We start from the raw sequence: 17899 nt of genomic DNA, 5'->3' as shown, positions 1-17899 counted from the left end.
ATGCTAGCAAAACTTAGTTGTCTCTTTTTTGGTAGAGGTTTCTGATTCCATCCAGTTGCTTGGTTTCTCTAAATCGGCTGATAGCCAATAGCTGGGTTTCCTGGTTGAATGCGGTCAGGAACATCAGCTTGTTCTGGATATCCAGATGGATGCGGTCTATGGCTTCCAACCGTTCTTCATCGGACATTCTCAGTTTTCCTGCAGTCAAAACCAGCGTCAATTCATCGAGTTGTTGCAGGCTCTTTTTAAATAGATTTCCATAGACCTGGGACAGGTAGGAAATTTCATTTACTGTAAACTGGCCTGAAGCTTTGAAGCCGGAAAATGCCCGTTTGTAATCCCTGACCAGCTTGAGCTGATAGCTGATGATTTCTGCTGTTTTGTGGTAGTTTTTGACAGCAGGACTTACCTGTAGCAGTTGGTTGAGGAAGGCCTCATGCAAGTTGAAGTTTCCCGATGCCAGGTTTTCTATCTGGGAATAGCCTGTCCTCAAGGTGGTGTACCCTTTTTCCAGATCTGAAAGGATTTGCTTGAGCTGTTCGAGTTTGGTGACGTTGAGCAGGAGCTGGGCAGCCTCGTCGGCCTGGGCATTGGAGTTCTGAAGCCCAAGCGACAGGTATAGCGGAAGTAGAAGAATAAGGAATGGTTTCATAACTTATTTAATCTTGGGATGGGAGAAATTGAATTTTCTGGTGTTTGATTGCCCGGGATTCATGCAGCCTCGAAAGGCTTAGGTTTTGGCAGTTTTGGTAGAAACGGACGGTATAGGTGTAGGCTTCCAGCATTCTTCCATGTATTTTTTTGAGTAGAATGGCCCTTTCAGAATCACTCATTCTCAATTCATCATTTTCAAGCAGGGTTTGGAGCTCAGCCAGGATATCATCGCAGTCTTTAGCAATGGACTGAAGCACATACCGGATGATATTTTCCTCTGAAGCTTTAAACTGATTTTCGGCAAAAAGTTTAGTGGGGATCTGCAGCGTCAGTTGCCTGGTTTTGGAATAGAGGGCAAGGGTACGTTCTGCTTGTGGATGCTTTTTGATCAGGGGATTGACAGTAGAAAATGAGCTGAAATAAGTTTCATGCTGCGCGTAATCACCATTTTGCATGGTATGCACCAAACCCAATCCTTTGGATGCTACTTCATAGCCTTCTTTGAGCACAGCTCCATAGGCTTTTAAAGCAACAATTTGTTCTGCCAGATACTTCTTTTGGGTGTCTTTCTGCTTCCACCATTCATTCCAAGTTTGGGCATGGGAAGGCAGGGACATGCTTGCCAGAGAGAAAATGAGAATCAGTCGTTTCATGTTTTTGGAGTTTAATTGGGTGCTGCTTTAGGGGGTGATTCCGTAGAGGTATTGGATCTGGTTGATTTCCTTTGTGTTTGCAGCCCGTTGCAGACTGAGCTGTCCGTTGCTGAGATTGAAAGCAATCAGATCCTGATAGTTTTGATCCACCCGGTTTGCGGTTTCATTGATCAGCGCCAATCGTTCCCCTTCACTCATCTGAAGGGTAAAGGATTTGACCAGGAGAGCCATCTGGTCCAGATTTTCCACCGTGGTTGCCAAAATGCCCCCATAGACCCTGGCCATGTATTCTTTTTCCGATATGGTAAAATGCCCGTCCTGCTGGATGACTGCCCAGACTTTTTTGTATTCTGATACGATCAGGGCCTGCTTCTGGGAAATTTCTTTGATCCGCTGAAATCCTGAAATGGCTGATTTGACTGTCTGTAATTCATTGAAATATTTCCCGTATAAATCCCGCTGCTTTTCGGTCCAATCGGTGATTTGTTCCAGCTTGAGTTTGGATAGCGTGTTTTCCAGAACCTTCTGGGCATTCTGCATCCAGAGTACTTTGTTTTGCTCGCGCTGGATTTTTAAGTCCATGGCCACAATCACTTTTTTCACACCCGCCTTGATGATTTCAAGTATGGCCAAGGGGACAGCTGCTTCACTCTGCCGTGGGGATAGCGTAAGCAAGGAGCACAGTAGGGTTAGGATCAGGCTTCTTCGGAGTATGTTTCTGTGGATTTCCATAAGTGAACGGTTTAGTGTTGTGGGTTAGTTATCAGATTCGGCACAAAGGGCAGCAATTCCCTTTTGGATGGAACCAAAGCGTTCGGCATATTCCATGACTTTGATTTTCTCGGTTTCTTCGGTGGTATAGGCTAGGTATTCTTCTTTGGAAACCTCGGTTCGATATACCTTGGAAAGCGTTCCTCCCAGACTGATAAACACTTCCTTGTATTTGCGGTTGGGATCATTGGCCTTGTTGACAGAAAGGACCATCGCCCGTTCCTTATCGGTAAGTCCAAGAAGTTGCTGGATCTGGTCGAACTTGTTCTGGTATTTGGACTGGTCCAGCAGGATCTTACAGTCACTGTTGTTGATGATGGCCTGCTTGACTACCGGTGAGCTGATGATGTCTTCCACTTCCTGGGTGACCACGATGGCTTCACCATAGAACTTGCGGACAGTTTTAAACAGGTACTTGATGTATTCTGCCATACCTTCCTTGGCGATGGCTTTCCAGGCTTCTTCGATCAGGATCAGTTTGCGGATGCCTTTCAGCTTGCGCATTTTGTTGATAAAGACCTCCATGATAATAATGGTCACCACAGGGAAGAGGATAGGATGGTCTTTGATGTTATCCAGTTCAAAGACAATAAAGCGCTCCTGAAGCAAGTCCAGATTTTCAGAGGCATTGAGCAGGTAGTCGAATTCCCCACCACGGTAATAGGGGCGCAGCACATATAGGAAATTCCCGATATCAAAGTCCTTCTCTTTAACCTTGTCGGACGAGAGTGTTTCCTGAAAATCCGATTGCAGGTATTCATAGAAGCTGTTGAAACTTGGAAATAGGGATTTATCTGAATCCAGCTTTTCGTAATAGCCTTTTAAGGCATTGGAAAGGGCGACGTATTCACTTCGCTTAAACGTCTCATTGTCTTTTTTCCAGAGGGCAAGCAGGAGAGTCTTGATGCTTTCTTTCTTTTCGGTGTCCAGTTGATCTTCTTCAGCAATGAAGAAAGGGTTAAAGCGGATCGGGTTCTTTTCATCGTAAGTGAAATAATATCCCTTGACCATATCACAGAGCCCTTTGTAGGAATGCCCTACATCTACCAAGACCACATGGGTGCCCTGCTCGTAATAGCTACGGATCAGGTGGTTAGTAAAAAAGGATTTTCCTGAGCCACTGGGGCCGAGGATGAATTTATTGCGGTTGGTGCAGATTCCTTTTTTTACCGGTTCATCGGATAGATCCACATGGATAGGCCTTCCGGTCTGTCGGTCACCCAGTCTGATTCCAAATGGACTGATGGAGTCTTGATAGCCTGTTTCCAGATTGAGAAAACAGGATGCTTGCTCTACGAAGGTGTCAAAGCAGTCATTCATCGGGAAATCCGCGCTGTTTCCGGGGATCCCGGCCCAAAAGAGCTGTGGTGCTCCCACGGTTTCTTCTTTGACCGAAGCTTCAATCTGGGAGAAGGCGGAGCCAACTTGCTTTTTGATCTCTGAAAGTTGGTCGAGATCTTCTGTCCAGGCCAGGATGTTGAAATGGGCTTTGACCGGAATCCGTTGCTGGCTTATGGCTTCATTGAGAAAATCATTGGTGGCATCCCGTGCGATGGCATTTTCCCTGCTGTAATTGGCGAGTGACTGCAATCGGAGCCGTTTAGATTCCAGTTCTTTGAGGCATTGATGCTTGTCACCGATAAAGAGGTACTGATTGTAGATATGGTTGCAGGGGAGCAGCTGCCCTAGGGAGGATGCAAAACCCACACTGAACTTAGTGGTATCAGTACTGTATTTATCGTAATTGATCCGAGAGCCACAGAGTAGAGGCAGGTCATCGGTTTCACTTATGCTGAAGATCCTGCAGGATTTGTTACCTATCTGCAGGCTTGGTTTGAAACTGATATCGGAAATCCAGACCGGTTTTATATCACTTGTCAGGCTGCAGTATTTTTCCAGAATCCCTGCCTTAGTTTGATTGCTAGATAGCCAATCCTCTTTCAGTCTGCTTAGGCTAACAAATCCGCTGTCGGATAGGATTCGCTCAAACTGTCCACAGGCATCCAGAAAATCAGGAAGTGCTTGGGGTGAATTCAGCTCTTCAGGAATGATATGGGAGCGGAGTAAGGTGGAGAACAGACTGCCGGATGGTTTTCTGTTTTTAGGTTTAAGGGTAAGAAACAGGTAGCAGGAATGAGCCAGAAAGGGTCTTTCATGGAAGAAGCGCTCACTGCTTCTATTCAGAAAACTCTGGTTGTCTTTGCTGAAATCTGCCTGATGGCTGCTCTCTGTAAACCAATCCTGCTTATGGAGAATGCTGTTTTTAGGGAGTGTTTTGATTGCCTTAATCCAGGCTTGATGAAATGCTTCGTAATCCCGGTCGCTGAGTGTAAAGATTTCAGGAAGGATGGCCTGATAGGCTACTGTGATATCCCCCATTTTGGAAAGGATACAGTCCTGTTCTATACTCAATATCGGAAAATGCTTTTCCAGTAATCGTTCCATGGGAATCAGTGGTTCGGAGATGAAGGATTGATTTTGTTTTGGGAGAGAGAGTTTACTTGCTTGGGGTTTTCACCTTTCGGAAAACCCCTCTGGATTTTAGGCGGATGGCGTGGGGTACTTGGCGGTAGGCCAGTTTTTTGCCCAGTCCATGTTCCCCATAGGTCTTGCTGAGCCGATAGATCTGGAGGACCAGGATGGCTCCTGAAATACCAACCAAGGCAAGACAGATAAATGGGTTGATTCCGAGTATATATAGAATCGCAAATAGGATAAGTAGTGCCAGCACACCGGCAGCTAGGTACCAAATGTACTGGGCTTTTAATCCTTTAAATTCTATGGGCTTGTTGATCCCTTTGTTGATTTTGTAGACGCTGTTGGCCATGGTTAGGAGATTTAAAAAGATGGTTGATTAGACCCCGAAGAAGGATTGGATGACTGTGGCTACTACCACCAAAAACACACAGCTGCCAAACCAGGCTGCAGCGACTTTTCCTGTATCGGGGTCTCCCGCATTCCATTTTTGATAGACTTTTACCGCGCCAATAAGTCCCAGGATGGCTCCGATGGCATACATCAGACTGGTGCCTGCGGCAAAGTAACTTCTGACCTGACGGTCTGCTTCGGCTATTCCTGCCAGGCCATCCTGGGCCTGTGATGAAATAGAAATTAATAAGAGGAGTAATGCTGTGATATAGGCTTTGCTACTTGTTGGTTTTAGGAGGTTTGGCTTTTTCATAGGAAGGGATTTTAGAAGTGTTGGTATGTTTTGATTGGAGTTTAGGGAGTAAGGGAGGATGGTTAATTGGATTATTCATCCCAGATCTTTTCCAGCTCAGATTCGCTGAAGTTGAGGCGGGTTAGTTTGGGGATATTTTCTGAGAGGTAGTTACCAATGGCAACCCGGTAGGCGGGATCCCGAAGCCCGGGGTGGCTGGACAAGACTTGCTTTAGCTGCCCAAGCAGCTGGTTCTTGTCCGTTATGGTTCCCGCCCTTCCGAGGATGCCTTGGAGTTCCGCAACCGTAATCTCCAGTTCTTCAAAGCGATCAATGTCCTCTTGGTCAGTCCTGCTCAGATGCCGTTCCTTATCCTGCTGACCGGTTGGAGTGAACTGTAATGATTTTCCGGAAATCAGGCTACGGAGTTCTTTGGGGTAGTATAATCCGATGATGATGAGGTAATAGGATGTAATGCCTATTGCCAAAGTGATAAAGTAGTCGTTCCAGGTAATTGCTTCCAACATAGGATTTCTGTTTTGTTGATTCGGGTTTGTTTCCCGCTGACAGAAGCAAATGTGGGTAGTGTAAATCCCTGTTTTTTACACCGTTGTGGTAGCTACCAAAAAAAGTTTTGAAATTATTTGTAGCGAATAAGAAAGGGTAGATGCATTCATTGACCTGTAGAGATTGGTCAGGGGAATATGGGTTATGTTTTGGAGGATTAGTTTTTTATTATGATAAGGCTACCGTTGGTTGTTGAAAAATTTAAAGGGTTTTTGACTATTTATCTTTAGTGACCAGGCTTACGTGTGACTTTTTTTTTGAGTAATTAAATTAGGATAGAGCCGTACCTTCGGCCTGGCTTTTCATTGCAATTTCCTTTCCGAGGATTTACTTTTCAATCCCTAACGGGTGAGCTGCAGACTGAATAGAAGGGCATGAGCGATTATTTGATTTAAAAGTTTTGTTGGTGTAGATCGATTATCAGAAGAGGAATTGTCATACTAAATTTTCCTACGGACACGACTAATTGAATCCTTTCTCTTTTTATCCCTGAATTCCTCGCCAAGTTAGTCCTCTGGGCTCTGGGCGACCGTAAGCTTCCGGCATAAAGCCGCTTGCTGCGCTACGCTTTTTATTCCTTTTCCTTTCGGTCTTTGTCGCCCAAGGCCTGATGGTGCTTCATAATTCATTGTTCCACAAAAACGAAAAAGATTATGGAGACTTCCGAAAGAAAAATTGATTTGTTTGAAGTAGCTGAGATTAAGCTGAGCTACAGCGCAAAAGTTAAGTCATCAATGCGTCCAAAAGTTGCGAGCTCAAGACAGGTATATGAAGTGTTTGCCAAAGCCTGGGATCAGGACAGGATTGAGTTTGTTGAGGATTTTAAAGTAATGCTGCTTTCCAGAGCAAACCGGGTGCTGGGCATTGTGAACATCAGCTCAGGAGGAACCGCAGGCACTGTAGTGGATGTAAAACTGGTTTATGCAGCTGCCATTAAAGCTAATTCCAGCTCTGTAATCTTGGCGCATTGCCATCCGAGTGGGAATCTACTGCCATCAGAACAGGATAAGCGATTGACCCAGCGGATTAAAAAAGCAGGTGAAATCCTGGATATCCCGGTACTGGATCATTTGATTCTGACAGCTGAAGGATACTATTCCTTTGCGGATGAAGGGGAGCTCTAGGGCTCTTCTTCTTTTTTAGCTTCCATGAACTTTCGGTTCTGAAAATTCATGAAAGCTATCCATAGGCATTTATTTTTATAAAACTGCGATTGATTGCAGATTGCTATAAAGGGGTATTTCAAATAATGAACATTCCTGATTCTGTAGCTATCTGTATGTTTTTTTAGCTGTTTCTAATGAGATTTATATACTTCGATCAATCAGACTTCCAGTAAGGAATTTCTGCTAGGCCAACAATAAAACTTATTATTTTTCCATTCCTTCTTCCGCCAATTTAGCCTGATACCGTCACACGAGGCAAGAGACTTCGGCATAAAGCCTACGCGCTTGACTTTGCTGGTTTATTCCGATTCCTCTTGCACTTAGTGCCGTTTTCAGGCTGGTGCAGCTTCATAAGTATTTGTCAAACCAAAACACAAAAGACTATGAAGACTCAAGCAAAAACATCGGCAAAGCCATCGGTTAATAGAAAAGGCCGAAGTGACTTAGGAAGTCGAGGTTACAGCTCGCGAAGCGCAAAAGGCTCAACGGATATCTATCAGAAGGTTACCGATCTGATAATTGAGAAACTGGAACAGGGGGTGATTCCCTGGAAACAGCCTTGGCATGAGATGGGAATGCCCTCCAATTACCTGACTAAAAAGCCATATAAGGGGATTAATCTGTGGCTGCTGTTATCCTGTGGCCATCAGTATCCTTATTATCTGACTTTCAAACAGGCCAACTCATTGGGTGGGAAATTAAAGAAAGGTGCGAAGGCGCTACCGATCTGCTACTGGAACTTTGCCTTTCGGGATAAGAAGACTGGAAAGGTGATTCCAGAAGATAGAATAGGGGAATATGATCTGAAGCTGGTGAGTAAATCCGGTTTTCTCAAAGAGTATAAAGTGTTTCCCATAGAACAGATTGAGGGAATTAACTGGGAGTTTCCAGAAATCAGCAAAGAAGAGCCACTTCCTGATAATGAACAATGCCGGAAGATCTATGAGGAAATGCTGCGGGCTCCTGAGTTGGTCCATACCGGTTCCTCAGCTTACTACCGGGCAGATCTGGATCAAATTACGATGCCGGAGAGGAAGCTGTTTGCATCCGCTGAGCACTATTTTGGGGTATTGTACCATGAGATCTGCCATTCTACAGGGCACCCATCCAGATTAAACAGGGTAGGCATCTCTGAACCCCAGCAATTTGCGTCAGAATTTTACAGTCGTGAGGAGTTGATCGCCGAGATGGGAGCAGGGTACCTGAATAACCTTACCGGGATATTGGATCAGAATCTGCTGGAGAACTCGGCAGCTTACATCCAAAACTGGCTAAACGAACTTCGAAACGACAAGCACTTACTGATAGAGGCTGCAAGTAAAGCACAGAAGGCCGTGGATTATATCCTGATGGAGCCGCCATTTTAGGGTGAGGGGAGCGATCCCCTTTTTTTGGTCATGGCTGAATACTGAATAGCTTTTGTTCTGCTAAAGCCCAAGATTGGAAAATAAAGCTATTGAACATTTGAGGGGCCCATCGAGCTGTGCGGAATGAAAGTCTATAGGACGTATTAGCCAATTCTCTGAATGATTTATAATAGAAAATATTTTACAGTTTTAGGTATATAGTGGAAAATATTTATCCAGTCCGGTAGTGAGAGCGCTTGTAATGGAAAATATTTGCGAAAATTGGTTTTACTATCATTAGAAGAGGTTTGTCAGGCAAAGTGATCCTAAACCATACATTAGAATGCTTACCCGTACCCATGAATTCAGCGCCACAATAGTAAGCGGGGACATGGACAAAATGCAGGCATTATTGGAGCAAAGCAATGCCTTTTTGGAACATACGGAAGGTAAATTGAGGATTATTGGCTAAGTGTCCGGTAGCTATTGATAACTACATCCAATTACATTTATTCGGACACCACTTGCGGGAAGGCCTCTTCCGTCTCCTGTCTTCCCTACGGTCAAGTAAGAAAATATGGCTATTGGCGTTATTTAGGATTATCAGATTAAAGAATTTCCTCCAAATTGATTTCCGGAAGATCTTCCAGGAGGTTATGGAGGTAGCTGTCTCCATGGGCGATAAATACCGGGGGTTGGTTTTCTCCGCGTCTGATCCGCACCGGAATTTCATTGGTGTTGGATAAAACAAAAAGTTCCCATTGTCCGGATTCAATTCCCTGAATTGCCTCTTTGGTACTGATAGCCCATCGCTGAACTGTATTGTTTACTCCTCCGATCTTCAGGATCTGGATAGATTCCTTGCTTTTTTTGTCCTTTTCTATAAAATGGACGGTTAATTTTCTCATGCGTCTCTACTTCTCTGCTACTGCAAATATGTAAAATACTCCCCAAGTTGTCGTCACCAGATTGCCTGCTGCCTGATTTCTCTGAGACGCAAAACTCACATTAAATTTGATTAAGCCCTATTCCCTCACCGATTTCAGTTTGATTCCTTTGTCTAACAGGATTCTTAGGATCATTTCAGCATCTTTATCCAAATCCTGTTCCATCAGCAGACGGATGGCTTTGGATAAGGCGATGATTTCCTTGCCTTTCCGCAGACGGTCATAGGGCGTGGGATAAGGAGTGGAAAACATGATTTTATCAAGTTTTTCCTCAGCCCTTTTCTCCAGGGCTTTAAGCTCACTGCATATCTCTGCCCAGTTGTACATGCGGTTTTTACGGATAAATCGAATGCAATATCACGCTATGTCGGGAAAGTCCGAAGCCAGAGATTTAAACTAGCCAATTTTTGAAACAAACTGTCACAGTTACTTTTAGGATTTGGCTGTGGCGTACAACAGCTATTCATCCTATGATTTTTACTCTGTGGCTGCAAGGCTAGAAGTTTTTTAGTAAGAGGAGCCAGGCCTGAGAACCAAGCAATTTGATGTTGGAAGAGGTGCGCGGCACTGACTTATTTTAATCCTATAGACATAAATTAACCTGAACAAAGCGAACGCGCTCTCCAGTAAATAACCAAATCCGGTTTACTCGTATTGACGGAATTGTTAATTTGGTCACAGACAGGCTGTAAGCCACTGTATTGAAATTAAAGATTCTATAAAATGACTAAAATTGTTTCCAGCCCAAACTGTGGGAACTCACCAAAAATGGAGTTTCTGAAAGAACTCAATATCGCCTTTGCAAAGGGGAATTCGGGATTTGTAACCGAAAGTGTGACCGATGACATTGTTTGGGATATAATCGGTGACAGAAAGATCGTGGGGAAAGAAAGGTTTGTAGAAGAACTGGAAAAGATGAAATCCCAAAAGGCGACTGAGTTGATCATCCACCAAGTTTTATCCCACGGAAAAGAAGGGGCTGCGAACGGAATCATGAAAATGAAGGATGGAAAGACTTATGCATTTGCGGACCTCTATGTATTCAAAAGCACAAAAGGAGAAAAACTAAAATCCATAACATCCTATTGTATTGAAATTTGATAAAAAGGATTGTCCCCGCTAGGTTTGTACTGATTAAAATTTCTCAACAATGGATTATAGCTCGTTGATCAAAAAGTGCAGTAAAGTCAGTAATTTTTCTGAACCGGTTTTAAACGACCTCATGTATTATGCGGCAGAGCGGAACAAACTGGATCAGCGATTTGATCTTCTGGTCAAAAAGCACAAAAATGTCTTTGGGAGACTGGGTAAAGCAAATCAGGCTATGTTCAAAACCCAATACGTTATCCATGAGCTCTTTAAAAACGAAGGACTTATACATAAATACCTGAACCATGCCCACATCAAGGCTTTGCCCAAAGAGGAGTATGAATATCTAAAGGCGCAGGCTGCAAATCCATGGAGGTTTACCTATTGGTTTGTGCGAACTAATCCCTATCCGGATTTTTTCGAGTCAGTGGATATTATCACAGGCGAGGAGTTTTTGCTTTATTCCCCCGGAGCAAGCCGGACATTGGGTGAGCAGAATGTGTTGACATTTGGTGGGTTGATCAGTTCCAATGGGGATTGTTATCAGACCTATGGTCCCTTGATGGGATTCAGCAGTTTTCAGGCAGATGATATTTTCTTTTACGCAGGGGAATTGGATCCTACGATTGAGACCATTGAAGAGCTGACTGAATTGATAGAAAAAGACCTCTTTTCCTTCTTGTTGCTTTCAGTTTACTCCGCTATTCCCATGGTGCAGCACCAAGGCCATGAAATCCTGTATGTCTTATCAACTATAGATGCTACGGCTTTTGAGATGGATCTATGGAAGGATGCTTTCCGGGTGGAATATTCAGCAGATGTGTTTAAAATGAGCCTGAAAGAACTGGAGGCATTCCCTCACTATGCCTGTGTGTATTTTGATGAGCTTCAGGAAGAAATGACGATCACTGCCATGACCGACTTTGGATATGACAGGTTAGCCGGGGAATTGAATAGGATGGGAATTGATGCTCCGGCTGAGCCTTATATTAGATTACATGTATCCATGAAGTCAGCCATTGAGGAGATTACCGGCCATGATACAGAATTGCTTCCCCATGAAGGTCTTTTCAGCCAAGTGTCACCCGAACAGGAAGACAGTCCTGAACTGGATGCGATCAACAAGTTCCTGGCAGAGTTGATGCCGGCTATCAATTCCAGAACAAAATTCGATCTGGATGAATTGATCACTCGGACCGGGGCAGATCCTGATGCTGCAAAAGATATTTATAAGGATTTAATGAAGAAATTGAACAGGTGATTTCTGTTAGAGACTGGGAGATCAATTGTTCTTCTTTAGGTGGAGGAAATTTTTGAGTGGGTTTAAAAGTCTAGTGAAACAAAACACTAGCGGTGCATTTCCTGCCTAATAGGATGTCTTTAAGCAAAAAATATTGCTCCATTGGCAGCTTTTAAGGAAAATCATCCATAGCAGCCAGAACTGCATCTAATTTTTGCCCAGCGCAATTTTTATTCCCATACCGATAAAAGCGCATCCACTGACTCTATTTATCCACAATCCGGAGGCTGGACGGTCCATGAGTTTTTGTGAAAAAGTGCTTGCTGTCACTGCCACGATTAAATACCAACAGATTCCTATCAACGCATAGGTAAGACCCAACAACATAAACGGTATAGGGTTTTCAAATTGATCCGGCTTGATAAACTGGGGAAAGAAGGCAAGGAAGAATAATGCAACTTTCGGATTTAATGTGTTGGTCAGAAAACCGCTCCAAAAATCATTTTTTTGCTTTGATTCTGTGTGGTTTCCTGTGCTTACTGACATTAAATTCTCGTTGTTCCTAAGCTTCATGAAGCCTAAGTAAACCAAATAAACTGCCCCGAGATATTTGATCAGCATAAATGCAAAAGCTGATTTTGCAATCAGCACAGACAGACCCAACGCAGCAAATAACGTATGAGTCAACACCCCCGCATTGACTCTCAGCATGGCATATATCCCTGATTTTCTGCCCTGGCTTATTGATTTGTTCAACACAAATACGGTGTCAATACCGGGAGTCATTATAAAAATCAGTGCCGTGACCATAAAGGCTAATCCATTTTCGATTCCCATCATTTTCAATCGTTAAGTGTTTCCAATTTGCTTACACAAATAAAGGGTTTGGGATCTGCCCAAAAAATGCATTATATTGATCAATTAATGCAGAATTCACATTAAAGATGACTATTCTCCAAATCAAATACTTCTTGGTATTGGCCAAAGAGCTCCATTTTTGGAATACAGCCGAAAAGGTTTTTATATCCCAATCTTCTTTGAGCAGGCAAATCCAAGCCTTGGAAGAGGAGCTAAAATTGCAGCTTTTCGAAAGGGATAAGAGAAATGTGAAACTGACGGATGCGGGCAGATTTCTTCAGGCGCAACTTACGGTGAAGATGGAAGAACTTGACCGGATTATAAGACAAGCTAAAAAGATTGATGAGGGGACTGCGGGAACTCTTTCCATTACTTACCCAGGGTCTGTTACTTTTAAATTTTTGCCTGATTTCCTGAAGGAAGTATCGCTTCATCTGCCAGATCTCAAGATAGAACTGACAGAGCAAACTGATGAAAACCATGAGAAATTGTTGCTGGATTACCGAACAGATATCGCTTTTAGCCGGGATCAGATAAGTAATGCGAACATAGATTCCTTGAAATTATATTCAGAACCAATCTGCCTGGTGGTACCGGCAACGCACTGGTCAGTGGGAAAGCCTCAAGTACGATTGACTGACTTAAAAAATGAGAACTTTATAATTTCAGGGCTGCACCAGACTACTTTTTTTGCTTCCTTGCTGAGAAACCTGTTTGATTCCTATGGTTTTGAACCAAAGACAACCATCGAGTCCGACTTTGGCGGGATGATCCTGAACCTTGTTTCCAAGGAACTCGGGATTTCTATTCTTCCTTACTCATTCAAATCAGCCAAAGTTGAAAATGTGGAGTTCATAGAATTGGATGTGAAAATAGATCTCTACGCGAATTGGCGGAAAAATGAACTCAACAAAACGGTAAGTAAAGTGCTGGTGTATGCAGAACGTATAGCAGAAGCAATTTAGATAGTTAACTAGCTACGGTGTAATCAGGGACAAACCTACCTGACCTTCGATTCTGCCTCGCCTTTTAATCGATTTTGGTTCTACTCTTCATCACTGCCCTGCCGAAGAAAAGTGGACGGAATGCCGAGCTAAACTAGATGATGAAGGTTTAAATGAAAATAGTTCGTCATTGACAAACCAATTAGAAAATAGTAAGCCTGAAATGAGTTCGTTATCAACGAACCAATTTGAAGCTAATGACTTTTCTAGGTTTATTTCGATTGCTCTTACTCATCATTAGAAATAATAAAAAGAAAGAGCAGAATAACACTGGTAATGTATCAATCAATCCGCAGTAAATTTCTGGACGGTAAACCATTTACGTAGCGAGTTAACCAACAGAAGTCACCTAAATGAAATCAACACAAGTAAAATAAAGGCTGATCATACAAGTGAATGCTCCAGTCTTTCCTTCCATTTCTTCCAATCCGGCATGATGGTTTCCTGTAACGCATAAAAAGCACGTGTATGATTATGGTGGATTAGATGACACAGTTCATGTATGATCACGTATTCAATGCTTCCTTTTGGAGCTTTGATTAATTCAGGATTTAAAATCACCTTCCCTTTAGGCGTACAGCTTCCCCAACGGGTGGACATATGTCTGATTTCAAGCTCAGGCCGATGGATGTTGTGCCTTGCGAAAAGTGGTAATATTTTTTTCAGTGTTTCTTCGAAATGAACAGTAGCTTTTTCCCTATACCATTCTGATAGCAAACGCTGGGTAGATGATTTTTTGTGTTTATACACCAACAATCTTCCTCTGAATAGCTTGACTTCATTGGTATCTGCATTTTCGATCCTCAGCTTATATTGCCTCCCAAGATAAAGATGGGTTTCTCCATTGATATATTTTCTCGCCGGAGTCAAGGGATGGTAGGATAGAAATTCAAGTTGCTGCTTAATGATCCAGGGTGCTTTCTCTCTGAGTTTAGCTTTTAGGTTTTCCTTAGAAGTTTCAATAGGTGCAATGACCTTTACCCTACAATCAGGATAAACCTTGATTCCAAGGGTTTTTCGGTCCTGAAAAGTGAGTTCATAATCGATTTTTCTGGAGCCAAATACTAAGGATTCAATGGTGGCTGCTTCAGACATACTTTAATTTGGCTACTTTTAGTCCTTCCTCTACCAATTCATCTACCAGATCAAAAGGCAATTCAATGTCCTGCTGTGCTTTTAGATCAAATAAATAGTCATCTATTTCAATCTTAATCCTGCCTTCAATATCGGATTTAGTGATCCAATCAATTATTGGTTTCCCATTTTCAAAAACGATGGATTTGATCACATGATCGATTCCTTCAGCCATTATTGCTGCTATATTTTGAGAGCTTTCTTTACGTTTTAGATGTCCTTTAAACAGCTCATTGACTAGATTGTAAATCGCAATACCGGTTTGGTTTCCTGTCAGGTTTTCAGGCACATTATCCTGCTTACCATTGTGAAATTGATCTTCGTAACCCTTGGCTTTAGTGAGATATTCTGCTTCCGAGATTCTATGCTGATGGTAGTCGTCTATCGTATCCCTAATAAGCCTTGATAGTTTCTTATAGTAAACAGGATCTTCGTTCATCTTCACATTGATGGCTTTGATGGTCCTGCTGGCAATATGATCCGCTTTGGCAGCCTTGCTGGTTATTTTTTCTAACTCACGATCCCGCTCTTCTTTATCAAAAATATTGACCAAATCTGTAATGCGAAGAATTTCTCCCTCTGTGGTGATGTGCTTGTCGATCAATTTTTGAACCTGTGGCTCAAATTCTTTATACTCCAGATCGTCAAAATACCTGCGTTTAACAGAGATTCTCAGTCCAAGGAAGAACTTGGCGTCCTGCTTGTATTTATTGATTTGCTGCTCTGGTGTTTTGGTTATGAACTCAAAACTTGAGAGTGCCAATTTCAGCAAACGGGCAAAGGCCGAAACTTTTTCATAGAAGATATGCCGGATAGCCTCATCTTGCAATAATTCCTCATAAGCCGATTCATCATACTTGTTCTTTACTTCCTTGAAGATGTCCCAAACTTCAGAATGGGCTTGAGGCAACTTCTTCAGCTCTTCACTGATGTTGGTCAATGTGCCCTCCAGATCCTCAGAATCATAGTTTTCTGCGCCCGAATACGTTTCTAAGGCTGTGTCCAAATTGGTGAGATTACCGTAATAGTCGATGATCAATCCGTATTCCTTCCCTGGTGCCAATCTATTGACCCTGGCGATGGCCTGCAAAAGTGTGTGCTCTTTGAGTTGTCTGGTTAGGTAGAGTACATAATTATTCGGTGCGTCAAATCCCGTAAGCAGTTTGTCCACCACAATGATGATTTCAGGATGGTCTTTCTTTTTGAAAGAGTTGATCAGCGCTTTCTCATATTTTTCTGTACTGCCATATTTATCCATCATGGCTTTCCAGAATTTCAATATCAAATCTTCGCTTTCTTCAAAAGCGTCTTCATGATTCTCCCTGACATCTGGAGCTGATATCAGAACTTCACATGAGACCTTATTTATCTCCTTGATAAATTTCCTATACCTCAGCGCAGTCGTTTTATTTGGGGCTACGAGTTGACCTTTTGCCTTTAACGTACCAAAAAAAATATCCTGCACATTTTGTTCAAAATGATCCGAAATGTCCCAAGACCTGGCATATATTATTTCCTCAGCCTTATTAAGTTGGTTTTTGGAACTGAATTTTCGTTTAAGTGCAGCTTTACCGTAAGGTGTGAGAGGTTCAGAAACCCGGTCAAAATAATTATCCAGTGGCTTCTCATTGACTTCAATCAGATTGTGGCGTCCTTCATAGAGTAGGGGAACGACAGCACCATCTTCTACAGCATCAGTGATGGAATACACATCTATCAGGCCACCAAAGCGGTTGGCAGTGCTTTTCTCCTTTTTCATTAAAGGAGTTCCTGTGAAGGCTATAAAACAGCCTTTCGGAAATACCTTTTGCATTTTGATGTTGAAGGTCCCGTATTGACTTCTGTGGCCTTCATCTACTAATATGAAGATGTCAGGTGAATCAAAAGGTGAAATCGATGCATTGACAGCCGCTTCAAATTTGTGTATTAAAGTTGTAATTACGCTATCCCCTGGAGTTGACAAGAGATTCAATAAGGACTTATCATCCTTCAGCTTTTCTAATTCGTTATCCGATAGGTTTTCGCCTCGAAGCTTCTTAGCAATTATTTTGGAGGCACCTTTATCAGCGTTCTCTACAGGTATCTGACATTTTTTAAAAGTCTCAGTAATTTGATCATCCAGATCAATACGGTCAGTAACCAATATGATCTTTGGGTTCTTGATTTTTGGGTGTGTGGCGATCAATTGAGCCAGCATGACCATGGTCAGTGACTTGCCGCTACCCTGCGTATGCCAGATTACACCACCTTTTCTCAGTTCTTCCTGATCTGTTTTCACCACCTTATCCAGTGTATTGTGTACCGCAAAATACTGCTGGTATCTGGTTATTTTTTTGATACCATCATCATACAGCGTGAAGTTGAATACTAAGTCTAAGAGCCGTTCAGGCCGGCAAAGGTTATAAAGGAGCTTGTCTTGTTCGGTAATCGCCTGTTCTTCTTTTTCAAGGTTTTGGAAGAAGGCCCAGACATTCTTATACCTTTCCTGAAAAAGTGTTGTCCTTTCATTTGCGGGTAGGGGCTGATTTTTTAATGCGTGGAGCTTATCAAGCCAAGCGGTTTCTTCTGCTTTGGTTTTAAGTAGCTCTTTCCAGAAACTCCAAAACTCCTTTTGGGTAGCTGTGGTGGCATATTTAGCTTCATGGCATGCGAGAGCCATGACCAGACTTGAATATTGATACAAGGAGCGGATTCCATCTTCCTGTTGGTTTCTCAAATGCTGTTCTATTGCTTTATCTATCGGGTCTTGGATCTTTGGACTTTTACACTCGATCACCACGACTGGGATCCCATTGATGAATAAGATGATATCCGGGCGATAATGCTCACTACTACCACTTCTGAGTACGCTGAATTCCTCGGATACGTGGTAAGTATTGTTTTCAGGATGCTTCCAATCGATGTAATGGAATGAGAAACTTTTTTTGTCTCCTAATACCGCTTGTTCAAAGCTTCTTCCTAGTGAGATGAGCTCATAAAAAGCTTTATTGGCAGCCAAAAATCCATCTTGAACTGGCAGATCACGGATTGCCAGAATAGCATTGTTTACATTGGCATCTGAAAAGGGAAATTCCTTTTCTTTGTATTCGATGGTGTTGATGACTTGAAGCTGCTCTTTCAAAATCGTCTCCAGCAATACATTGGATGTTCTTCCTCCACGGGCGTCCAATGCCTGCTCTGGAGTAAGGTATTTCCAGCCCATATTCATAAGCAGTTTCAATGCCGGAAGCTGCGAGATATGGTCTTCTTTGAATGATGGTACTGCCATGCTTAATAATTTTATCTCCTAGGTTATACCCTGGTTTATCTA

Annotated in this window: 18 protein-coding genes; 6 read left to right on the top strand and 12 right to left on the bottom strand. The window is 42.7% G+C overall.

The genetic code is table 11. The features are described from left to right. Positions 1-13: 13 nt before the first annotated feature. From LZF95_RS04425 to LZF95_RS04395, 7 genes are all read right to left on the bottom strand, one after another. On the bottom strand, positions 14-652 hold the full coding sequence (locus LZF95_RS04425) for a TerB family tellurite resistance protein (protein WP_233753785.1): 639 nt from the start codon (positions 650-652) through the stop codon (positions 14-16). A 7-nt stretch (positions 653-659) separates the two neighbouring features. Next, entirely contained in the window at positions 660-1307 is a 648-nt protein-coding gene (locus LZF95_RS04420) for a hypothetical protein (RefSeq protein WP_233753784.1), read from the bottom strand. Between the two features lie 27 nt (positions 1308-1334). Continuing rightward, complete coding sequence (locus LZF95_RS04415) at positions 1335-2039, bottom strand: conjugal transfer protein TraI (RefSeq protein ID WP_233753783.1); 705 nt, start codon at positions 2037-2039, stop codon at positions 1335-1337. Between the two features lie 24 nt (positions 2040-2063). Continuing rightward, a complete protein-coding gene (locus LZF95_RS04410; protein ID WP_233753782.1) occupies positions 2064-4523 on the bottom strand; it encodes a TraG family conjugative transposon ATPase in 2460 nt (819 codons plus the stop codon). Between the two features lie 52 nt (positions 4524-4575). After that, positions 4576-4905 carry a DUF4133 domain-containing protein gene (locus LZF95_RS04405; RefSeq protein ID WP_233753781.1) on the bottom strand — a complete coding sequence of 110 codons (330 nt, stop codon included), beginning with the start codon at positions 4903-4905 and terminating at the stop codon, positions 4576-4578. 27 nt (positions 4906-4932) lie between these two features. Continuing rightward, on the bottom strand, positions 4933-5259 hold the full coding sequence (locus tag LZF95_RS04400; protein ID WP_233753780.1) for a DUF4134 domain-containing protein: 327 nt from the start codon (positions 5257-5259) through the stop codon (positions 4933-4935). Positions 5260-5330: 71 nt separating this feature from the next. Further along, positions 5331-5765 carry a hypothetical protein gene (locus LZF95_RS04395; RefSeq protein ID WP_233753779.1) on the bottom strand — a complete coding sequence of 145 codons (435 nt, stop codon included), beginning with the start codon at positions 5763-5765 and terminating at the stop codon, positions 5331-5333. A gap of 693 nt (positions 5766-6458) precedes the next feature. Here LZF95_RS04395 and LZF95_RS04390 point away from each other — a divergent pair. The 3 genes from LZF95_RS04390 (at position 6459) to LZF95_RS27550 (ending at position 8789) form a co-directional block, all read left to right on the top strand. After that, positions 6459-6929, top strand: coding sequence for a JAB domain-containing protein (locus LZF95_RS04390; protein ID WP_233753778.1), 471 nt, complete (start codon positions 6459-6461; stop codon positions 6927-6929). A gap of 425 nt (positions 6930-7354) precedes the next feature. Beyond that, complete coding sequence (locus LZF95_RS04385; protein ID WP_233753777.1) at positions 7355-8338, top strand: ArdC family protein; 984 nt, start codon at positions 7355-7357, stop codon at positions 8336-8338. A 322-nt stretch (positions 8339-8660) separates the two neighbouring features. Beyond that, positions 8661-8789, top strand: a complete 129-nt coding sequence (locus LZF95_RS27550; RefSeq protein ID WP_262912214.1) for a hypothetical protein — start codon at positions 8661-8663, stop codon at positions 8787-8789. Positions 8790-8925: 136 nt separating this feature from the next. On the opposite strand, the gene LZF95_RS04380 is transcribed toward LZF95_RS27550, so the two are convergent. Next, positions 8926-9225 carry a DUF3892 domain-containing protein gene (locus LZF95_RS04380; protein WP_233753776.1) on the bottom strand — a complete coding sequence of 100 codons (300 nt, stop codon included), beginning with the start codon at positions 9223-9225 and terminating at the stop codon, positions 8926-8928. 117 nt (positions 9226-9342) lie between these two features. After that, positions 9343-9591 carry a hypothetical protein gene (locus tag LZF95_RS04375; protein ID WP_233753775.1) on the bottom strand — a complete coding sequence of 83 codons (249 nt, stop codon included), beginning with the start codon at positions 9589-9591 and terminating at the stop codon, positions 9343-9345. A gap of 396 nt (positions 9592-9987) precedes the next feature. Here LZF95_RS04375 and LZF95_RS04370 point away from each other — a divergent pair, with 396 nt between their 5' ends. Then, positions 9988-10365, top strand: a complete 378-nt coding sequence (locus LZF95_RS04370; RefSeq protein WP_233753774.1) for a nuclear transport factor 2 family protein — start codon at positions 9988-9990, stop codon at positions 10363-10365. 49 nt (positions 10366-10414) lie between these two features. Continuing rightward, complete coding sequence (locus LZF95_RS04365; RefSeq protein WP_233753773.1) at positions 10415-11614, top strand: hypothetical protein; 1200 nt, start codon at positions 10415-10417, stop codon at positions 11612-11614. A gap of 186 nt (positions 11615-11800) precedes the next feature. Here LZF95_RS04365 and LZF95_RS04360 read toward each other — a convergent pair whose 3' ends face one another. Beyond that, on the bottom strand, positions 11801-12433 hold the full coding sequence (locus LZF95_RS04360) for a LysE family translocator (RefSeq protein WP_233753772.1): 633 nt from the start codon (positions 12431-12433) through the stop codon (positions 11801-11803). A 104-nt stretch (positions 12434-12537) separates the two neighbouring features. Here LZF95_RS04360 and LZF95_RS04355 point away from each other — a divergent pair, with 104 nt between their 5' ends. Further along, positions 12538-13416, top strand: a complete 879-nt coding sequence (locus tag LZF95_RS04355) for a LysR family transcriptional regulator (RefSeq protein WP_233753771.1) — start codon at positions 12538-12540, stop codon at positions 13414-13416. Positions 13417-13839: 423 nt separating this feature from the next. Here LZF95_RS04355 and LZF95_RS04350 read toward each other — a convergent pair whose 3' ends face one another. Beyond that, positions 13840-14550 (bottom strand): M48 family metallopeptidase, encoded by a 711-nt coding sequence (locus LZF95_RS04350; RefSeq protein WP_233753770.1) that lies wholly within the window; start codon positions 14548-14550, stop codon positions 13840-13842. Continuing rightward, positions 14543-17857: a type I restriction endonuclease subunit R gene (locus LZF95_RS04345; protein ID WP_233753769.1), complete on the bottom strand. Its 3315-nt coding sequence runs from the start codon at positions 17855-17857 to the stop codon at positions 14543-14545. Before LZF95_RS04345 ends, LZF95_RS04350 begins: the two co-directional genes overlap by 8 nt. Positions 17858-17899 lie beyond the last annotated feature (42 nt).

This window comes from Algoriphagus sp. AGSA1 (genome assembly GCF_021390545.1).
GTDB lineage: Bacteria > Bacteroidota > Bacteroidia > Cytophagales > Cyclobacteriaceae > Algoriphagus.
This window is presented reverse-complemented; position numbering and strand designations above follow the sequence as displayed.